The organism is Micromonospora sp. NPDC003776, from assembly GCF_053605645.1.
This window is the reverse complement of record NZ_JBSGJR010000373.1, coordinates 1-7,090: the sequence shown is the minus strand read 5'-3', so window position 1 is coordinate 7,090 and position 7,090 is coordinate 1. Positions and strand designations below refer to the sequence as shown.

General features: G+C 73.3%; 5 protein-coding genes. 1 reads left to right on the top strand and 4 read right to left on the bottom strand.

Annotated features, from left to right (window positions below; all coding sequences use genetic code 11):
* Positions 1-54 precede the first annotated feature (54 nt).
* Complete coding sequence (locus ACWEVO_RS25185; protein ID WP_452309985.1) at positions 55-636, bottom strand: YceI family protein; 582 nt, start codon at positions 634-636, stop codon at positions 55-57.
* Between the two features lie 101 nt (positions 637-737).
* Here ACWEVO_RS25185 and ACWEVO_RS25180 point away from each other — a divergent pair, with 101 nt between their 5' ends.
* Positions 738-1,241, top strand: coding sequence for a MarR family winged helix-turn-helix transcriptional regulator (locus tag ACWEVO_RS25180; RefSeq protein WP_452309984.1), 504 nt, complete (start codon positions 738-740; stop codon positions 1,239-1,241).
* Positions 1,242-1,458: 217 nt separating this feature from the next.
* Here the strand turns inward: ACWEVO_RS25180 and ACWEVO_RS25175 are convergent, their stop codons facing one another.
* The 3 genes from ACWEVO_RS25175 to ACWEVO_RS25165 form a co-directional block, all read right to left on the bottom strand.
* Positions 1,459-4,026 (bottom strand): ATP-binding protein, encoded by a 2,568-nt coding sequence (locus ACWEVO_RS25175; RefSeq protein WP_452309983.1) that lies wholly within the window; start codon positions 4,024-4,026, stop codon positions 1,459-1,461.
* 106 nt (positions 4,027-4,132) lie between these two features.
* Positions 4,133-5,287, bottom strand: coding sequence for an acyl-CoA dehydrogenase family protein (locus ACWEVO_RS25170; RefSeq protein ID WP_452309982.1), 1,155 nt, complete (start codon positions 5,285-5,287; stop codon positions 4,133-4,135).
* Between the two features lie 68 nt (positions 5,288-5,355).
* Positions 5,356-6,888, bottom strand: a complete 1,533-nt coding sequence (locus tag ACWEVO_RS25165) for an acyl-CoA carboxylase subunit beta (protein WP_452309981.1) — start codon at positions 6,886-6,888, stop codon at positions 5,356-5,358.
* Positions 6,889-7,090: the final 202 nt, after the last annotated feature.

Sequence of the window (7,090 nt, the reverse complement as noted above, 5' to 3'; positions counted from 1 at the left end):
AACCGGGCCCGTGCCGGCGACTGACGGCACGGGCCCGTGCGGCGTACGGGGAGATCAGGCCTGGCGGACGGCCTCGCCCTCGATCTCGATCTTGATCTTCTTGCCGACCAGGACGCCACCGGTCTCCAGGGCGACGTTCCAGGTCAGGCCGAAGTCCTCACGGTCGATCTCGGTGCTCGCCGAGAAGCCGAAGATGTCCTGGCCGAACGGGCTGCGACCGACACCCTCGAACTCGACCTCGAGGTCGACCGGGCGGGTGACGCCCTTGACGGTCAGCTCGCCGGAGAGGACGAACTCGTTGCCGTCGCGGGACTTCACGCCGGTGCTGCGGAACTCCAGGGTCGGGAACTGCTCGACGTCGAGGAACTCCGGGCTGCGCAGGTGGGCGTCACGGTCGGCCTGGGCGGTGTTGATGCTGGCGGCCTGGATGGTGGCCGTCACCGAGGACTGCATGGGGTCCTCCGCCACGGTGATCGTGGCGGTCGCCTCGGCGAACTCACCGCGTACCTTGCTGACCATCATGTGCCGGGCGACGAACCCGACGCGCTTGTGCGCGACGTCCAGCAGGTACGTGCCGGCGGTCGGGATGGTGAGGCCTTCCCAGTCGCGGGTAACCGCTTCGGTGCTGCTGGTCATGGTGCTGTCCTCCAGGGGAGATTGTTTAGTAGCCCAACGACTGACTGAGCAACTATAGGCACAGCAATATTCCCTGTGTCAAGGACTGCTAGGATGTAGACGTGGACCAGAACGTGTTCGACGACCCCCGGATCACCGCCATCGGCCTGCTCTTCGAGGCGAGCGCCGGGCTGTCGGCCCGGTTCGCCGCCCAGTTCGAGGAGCACGGCCTCTCTCCGGTCGAGTTCGAGGTGCTGATGCGGCTCGCCCGCTCACCGGGACATCAGCTGCGGATGACCGACCTCGCCGCCCAGACCTCCCTCTCCACCAGCGGGGTGACCCGGGTGGTCGACCGGATGGAACGCGACGGTCTGCTGCGCCGCCGCGCCTGCCCCTCCGACCGGCGCAGCTCGTACGCAGTGGTCACCGCCGCCGGCCTGGCCCGGCTGGACGAGACCCTGCCAGGGCACCTGCAGATCATCGAGCAGTGGTTCACCGGCCAGCTCGAGCCGGCGGCCCTGGCCTCCCTCCTCGACGGCCTGCGCCGGGTCCGCGACGCGGTCCACCCGGGGGCGACCGCCGGGAGCACGGACCCGGCCCCGGCCCACGCCCCGACCGGCTGCTGAGCCACGCGACCGGCAGAAAGACCGGCAGAACGACCTTGGCATCCGCGCATATCCCCGCAGAATCGCCCAGTTCGCCTACGCGCCCTGGATAGGCTTCCGGACGAGCGGGGGCGCACCGGGGGGTGCCGGCGCGAGCGATGAGCGAGGGGCAACACCAGGGGGCTTCTTCGCTCGCGCCACCCCCGCTCCCCTCGCCTCAGCGGGCACGCACGGGCGGTCAGGGGCGACCGCGACCGGCCACCAGCGCGTAGAGCAGTTCCTCCTCGCGGGGCAGCAGGCTGATGCCGCTCGACCGGCGCGCCCGATCCAGCCGGTCCAGCACCGCCACGTCCGCGGTGCTCGCCGCGAGGCCCACCAGCGCCTCGATCAGGTCCCGCCGGTCGCGGCCGTCGACCGCTGTGGCGGCAGCCGCCTCGAACCACTCGGCCGCCAGCTCCCGATCCCCGCGGCGCAGTGCGAGCTGGCCCTCGATCAACGCGCACACCGTGTCCTCCGGCCGGCGCGTCCGGTCCGGCCTGGCGTGGCCCACCCCGACCGGCGACCGTTGGCCCGGCACGGGGAGGGCGCGCCGTAGCTCGGCCACCACCTCCAGCGCCTCCGCCGCCCGTCCCTCCTCGGCGAGGGCCAGGCCGACCGTGCCGAGCGTCCGCCGGCGCTGCCCCGGATCGCCCGGTCCGGCCAGCGCTGCCACCACCCGCCGCCCCTGCTCGACGGCGTCGACGTACCGGCCCTCGAGGCGGGCGACCTCGGCGAGGTTGGCCCGGGCCTGCAGGCGGAGCCGGTGCTCCCCGCACTCCGCGGCCAGCCGGTCCACGGTGGCGAGTCGGCGACGCGCCCCGGCCAGGTCGCCCATTCGGACGTCGTGCCAGGTCAGGTGCGTCTGGGCGACCGCGGTCTCGCGTACGCGGCCGTGCCGGGTGGCCGCCTCCAGCAGCGCCTGCGCCTGCTCCCGGGCCTCATCGTGGGCCGCGACGGCGGGCAGCAGCGCACAGAGCACCGAGCGGGCCGACAGCTCACCGGTCACCTCCCCGGCCGCGCTGAAGACGGCCAGCGCGGCCCGCGCCCCCGGCAACACCTCCGGCCCCTCGCCGTGCTCGAGGGCCAGCCGGGCCGCCCCGAGCATGGCCCAGGCCCGCAGGACGGGATCGGCGTCGGCGGTACGCGGATCGGCCAGCAGCCGCCGCAGCCACCGCCGTCCGGAGATGTCCCGGCCGCGCAGCCGCCACCAGCGCGGCAGCGACGCCGCCAGCCGCAGCGCGGTCACCGGGTCGTGCTCGGCGGCGTACCCCAGCGCGGCGATGATGTCGCTGGTCGCCTCGTCCAGCACCCCTACCGCGCCGGACACGTCCGCGCCGACCAGGCCGGGGGCGGTCCGGCGCACCAGCCCGGCGACGACGAGGGCGTGCCGGTACCGGATCCGGGCCAGTTCCCCCTCGCCGGCGGCCTGCTCCGCGGCGAAGTCCCGGACCGCGTCGAGAAGGCGGAACCGGAACGGGCCGGCGCCCCGGACGCTGAGCAGGCCGAGTTCCCGCAGCCGGTCCAGCAACGGGACGCAGTCCGCCCGGTCGCCGCCGTCGGCGAGCAACTCCTCGGCCAGCTCCACCGACCACCGGTTACGGAACGCGGCGAGCCGCCGGAGCGCGGCCCGCTCCTCCCCGGCGAGCAGCCGGTAGCTGGTCGCCACCGCCTCCCTCAGGGTCACCGAGGCGGCGGGCCGGTCGGCCGGCCGCCAGCCCGAGCGACCCCCGGTGGTCAGGTCGAGGACCCGGTCGCCGTACCGGTCGAGCAGCTCGGTGACGTCGAGGATCCGGCCCCGGGCCGCCATCAGCTCGATGGCCAGCGGCAGTCCGCCGAGGCGGCGCACCAGGGCGGCGAGCGCCGGCAGCTCGGCCGGGGTCGGGGGCTCGGGCCGCGCCTGGGCGAGCCGGGCGGCGAAGAGCGCGGTGGCCGGCCACCGGGCCAGCTCCGCCGGGTCCGTGGGGGTGACGCCGACCGGCGGTACGTCGAGCGGGGCGACGGGACGGACCAGCTCACCGGGCAGGCCGACCGGTCGGCGGCCGGTGACCAGCACCCGCAGGGTCGGCGCGGCGGAGACCAGGGCACCGAGCGCCTCGGCCACCGGCTCCGGCGCCCGCTCCACCGCGTCGACCAGCAGCAGGGCCGGCCGGTCGGCGAGCTGGCAGGCCAGGTCGGCCAGCCGGTTCACCCCGAGGACGGCGACCGAGGCCGCGAGCACGTCATTGGCGTCCGAGCCCTCGCCGACCAGCACTCCGGCGACGCCCGCCGGGTGGTCGTCGGCGACCGCGTAGGCCACGGCGAGGGCGAGGGCGGTCTTGCCGACCCCGGCCAGGCCGACCAGGCTCACCACCGGATGGTCGGCGTCCAGCAGGGCGGCCACCTCGGTGACGTCCCGGTCGCGCCCGAGCAGCGGGACGGGCTGGGGCAGCGTGATCGGCGTACCCGAGGGGGAGGCGGCGGCACCGGCGACCGGGAGCTGCCGCGCGGCCGGAGGGGCCGCGGCGGCCGGGGCCGGCCGCGCGGCGGCGAGGAACGCCTGCCGGCCGGCGCCGGCCAGGCCGAGCGCGGCGGCGAGCAGGTCGACGGTGGTGCGCTGGGGCCGCGCCGACCGGCCGCGCTCCAGATCGCGGACGGTCCGCACCCCGACGCCGGCCCGCGCCGCCAGCTCGACCTGGGTCAGGCCGGCGGCGAGCCGGTGCCCGCGCAGCAGATCGGACAACGGGGTACGAACAGCCGGGCTCCGCGAACGATCATGATCGGGAGTCATGGGCACGAAGAGTACGGATCGGGTCCGACGCGTTACAGCCGATCGTCGGGCAGCCGACCGTCCGGCGCGGATATCCGACAGACGGACGAGCCGTCCGGCGTGCGTCTCACATGCCCAGGTCGCGAGCGATGATCATCCGCTGCACCTCGCTGGTGCCCTCGCCGATCTCCAGGATCTTGGCGTCCCGCCAGAACCGGGCCACCGGGTACTCGTTCATGAAGCCGTAGCCGCCGTGGATCTGGGTGGCCTCGCGGGCGTTGTCCACTGCGATGGTGCTGGCGTGCAGCTTGGCGATCGCCGCCTGCCGCTTGAACGGCTCGCCCGCCAGCATCCGCGCGGCGGCGTCGTAGTACGCCAGCCGGGCGGTGTGCGCCTTCAGCTCCATGTCCGCGATCTTGAACTGGATCGCCTGGTAGTTGCCGATCGGCTGGCCGAAGGCCTGGCGCTCCTTGGCGTACTTGATCGACTCGTCGACGCAGCCCTGGGCGAGGCCGACGGCGAGCGCGGCGATGGCGATCCGCCCCTCGTCGAGGATGCGCAGGAACTGGGCGAAGCCGCGGCCGCGCTGGCCGAGCAGGTTCTCCGCCGGCACCCGGCAGTCGTCGAAGGTCAGCTCGTGGGTGTCCGAGGCGGTCCAGCCGACCTTGGAGTAGCCGGGCGCGACGGTGAAACCCGGCGTCCCGGACGGGACGATGATGGTGGACAGCTCCTTCGAGCCGTCCGGATTGGTCCCGGTGACCGCGGTGACGGTGACCAGCGCGGTGATGTCGGTGCCGGAGTTGGTGATGAACGCCTTCGAGCCGTTGATCACCCACTCGTTCGTCCGCTCGTCGAGGACGGCCCGAGTCTGGGTGCCGCCCGCGTCGGAGCCGAAGCCCGGCTCGGTCAGCCCGAAGCCGGCCAGCGCCTCACCACTGAGCAGCTTCGGCAGCCACTGCGCCTGCTGCGCGTCGGTGCCGAACCGGTAGATCGGCATCGCGCCGAGCGAGACCGCGGCCTCCAGGGTGATCGCCACGCTGGAGTCGACCCGGGCCAGCTCCTCCAGGGCCAGGCAGAGCGCGAAGTAGTCGCCGCCCATCCCGCCGTGCTCCTCGGGGAAGGGGAGGCCGAACAGGCCCATCTTGCCCATCTGGCGGATGATCTCGTACGGGAAGGTGTGCCGCTCGTAGTGCTCGGCGATGGCCGGGGCGACCACCTCGCGGGCGAAGTCCCGCACGCTCTCCCGCAGCGCCTCTTGTTCCTCGCTGAGCCGGAAGTCCATCTGATCCTCCTGTGTGGATGGTCCGCCCGGCGCTCGTGACGCCCGGCCGGATCCTGCTGCGGGGTTGCTCAGACCGGGGTGACGCCGTGGCGGCGCCGGGCGAAGTGCCGCTCCTTGCCCCGCGCCGCGGCGAACCGGCGGACCAGCTCGGCGCGGAGCTCGTGCGGCTCGACGATGGCGTCCACCACCAGCTCACTGGCGAGCCGGACGATGTCGATGTCCCGCTCGTACTCCTCGCGCTTCGCCGCGACGAAGGCGGCCCGCTCGGTCTCGTCCTCGATGGCGGCGATCTTGTTGGCGTAGACCGCGTTGACCGCGGCCTCCGCGCCCATCACCGCGATCTTGGCGGTGGGCAGGGCGATCGTGGCGTCCGGCTCGAAACCGGGGCCGGCCATCGCGTAGAGGCCCGCGCCGTACGCCTTGCGCACCACCACACAGATCTTGGGTACGGTCGCCTCGGAGATCGCGGTGATCATCTTGGCGCCGTGCCGGATGATGCCCTGCTTCTCCACCGCGCTGCCGACCATGAACCCGGGCACGTCGGACAGGAAGAGCAGCGGCACGTTGAACGCGTCGCAGAGCTGCACGAACCGGCTCGCCTTGTCGGCCGAGTCGACGAAGAGGACGCCGCCCTTGAACATCGAGTTGTTGCCGACCACGCCGACGACCTCGCCGTTCAGCCGGCCGAACCCGATGGTCAGCTCCTTGGCCCAGAGCGCCTGGATCTCGAAGAAGCTGCCCTCGTCGAGCAGGCCCTTGACGTACCGGCGCATGTCGAAGGCCTGCCGCTCGCTGGCCGGGACCAGCGCGGCCAGGTCGGCCTTCTCCGGCGCGTCCTTGGCGGGTGCCGTCGGCGGCTGCTGCTGCCAGTTCGCCGGTAGGTAGGACAGGTAGCGCTTGACCACGTCGAGCGCCTCGGCCTCGGTCTTGCAGAGGAAGTGCCCGACGCCCGACTCGGCGCAGTGCACCTTGGCCCCGCCCATCGCCTCCAGGGTGGTCTTCTCGCCGGTGACCATCTCGACCATCCGGTCGGAGCCGAGATACATGCTGGCGTTGCCGTCCACCATGGCCACCACGTCGCAGAACGCCGGGATGTACGCCCCGCCCGCCGCGCTCGGCCCGAACAGGGCGCAGACCTGCGGGATCGAGCCGGAGGCGCGGACCTGGTTCCAGAAGATCTTGCCGGCGCCGCGCCGACCGGGGAAGAGCTCGACCTGGTCGGTGATCCGGGCCCCGGCCGAGTCGACCAGGTAGACCATCGGCACACCGGTCGCGTACGCCCGCTCGATGATCCGGATGATCTTCTCGACGGTACGCGCACCCCAGCTGCCGGCCTTGACCGTGGAGTCGTTCGCCATCAGGCAGACCTGCCGGCCGTCGATGGTGGCGGTGCCGGTGACCACGCCGTCGGCGGGCAGGCCCTCGGCCAGCGCGTTGGCGTACAGGCCGTCCTCGACGAAGGAGCCCTCGTCGACCAGGAGCGCGACCCGCTCGCGGGCGAACAGCTTGCCCTTGGCGGCGTTCGCCGCGTGGTACTTGTCCGCACCGCCGGCCTTGGCGCGCTTGCGCAGCTGCTCCAGTGCCTCACCGTCGAGCGTCACGCCGTCTCCCTCGCCACCGGCCGCCTCGTGAGCGCACCGACCGACCTGAACGATCGTTAGGCTAGCGCATTCCCGCCGCCTCCGGCGAGCCCGCCGGGGGTCAGCCGGCGAAGGCGTGGGCGGCGAAGACCCTGATCCGGGCCTCGTAGTCGCCGTGCTCCCGCTTGTCCTCCTGCTGGAGGGAGACGATCTTCTGCTGGAG

Bases quoted from the DNA above. Each gene is read 5' to 3' on its own strand.
- ACWEVO_RS25185 (WP_452309985.1), bottom strand. From the start codon at position 636: ATGACCAGCAGCACCGAAGCGGTTACCCGCGACTGGGAAGGCCTCACC.
- ACWEVO_RS25175 (WP_452309983.1), bottom strand. From the start codon at position 4,026: ATGACTCCCGATCATGATCGTTCGCGGAGCCCGGCTGTTCGTACCCCG.
- ACWEVO_RS25170 (WP_452309982.1), bottom strand. From the start codon at position 5,287: ATGGACTTCCGGCTCAGCGAGGAACAAGAGGCGCTGCGGGAGAGCGTG.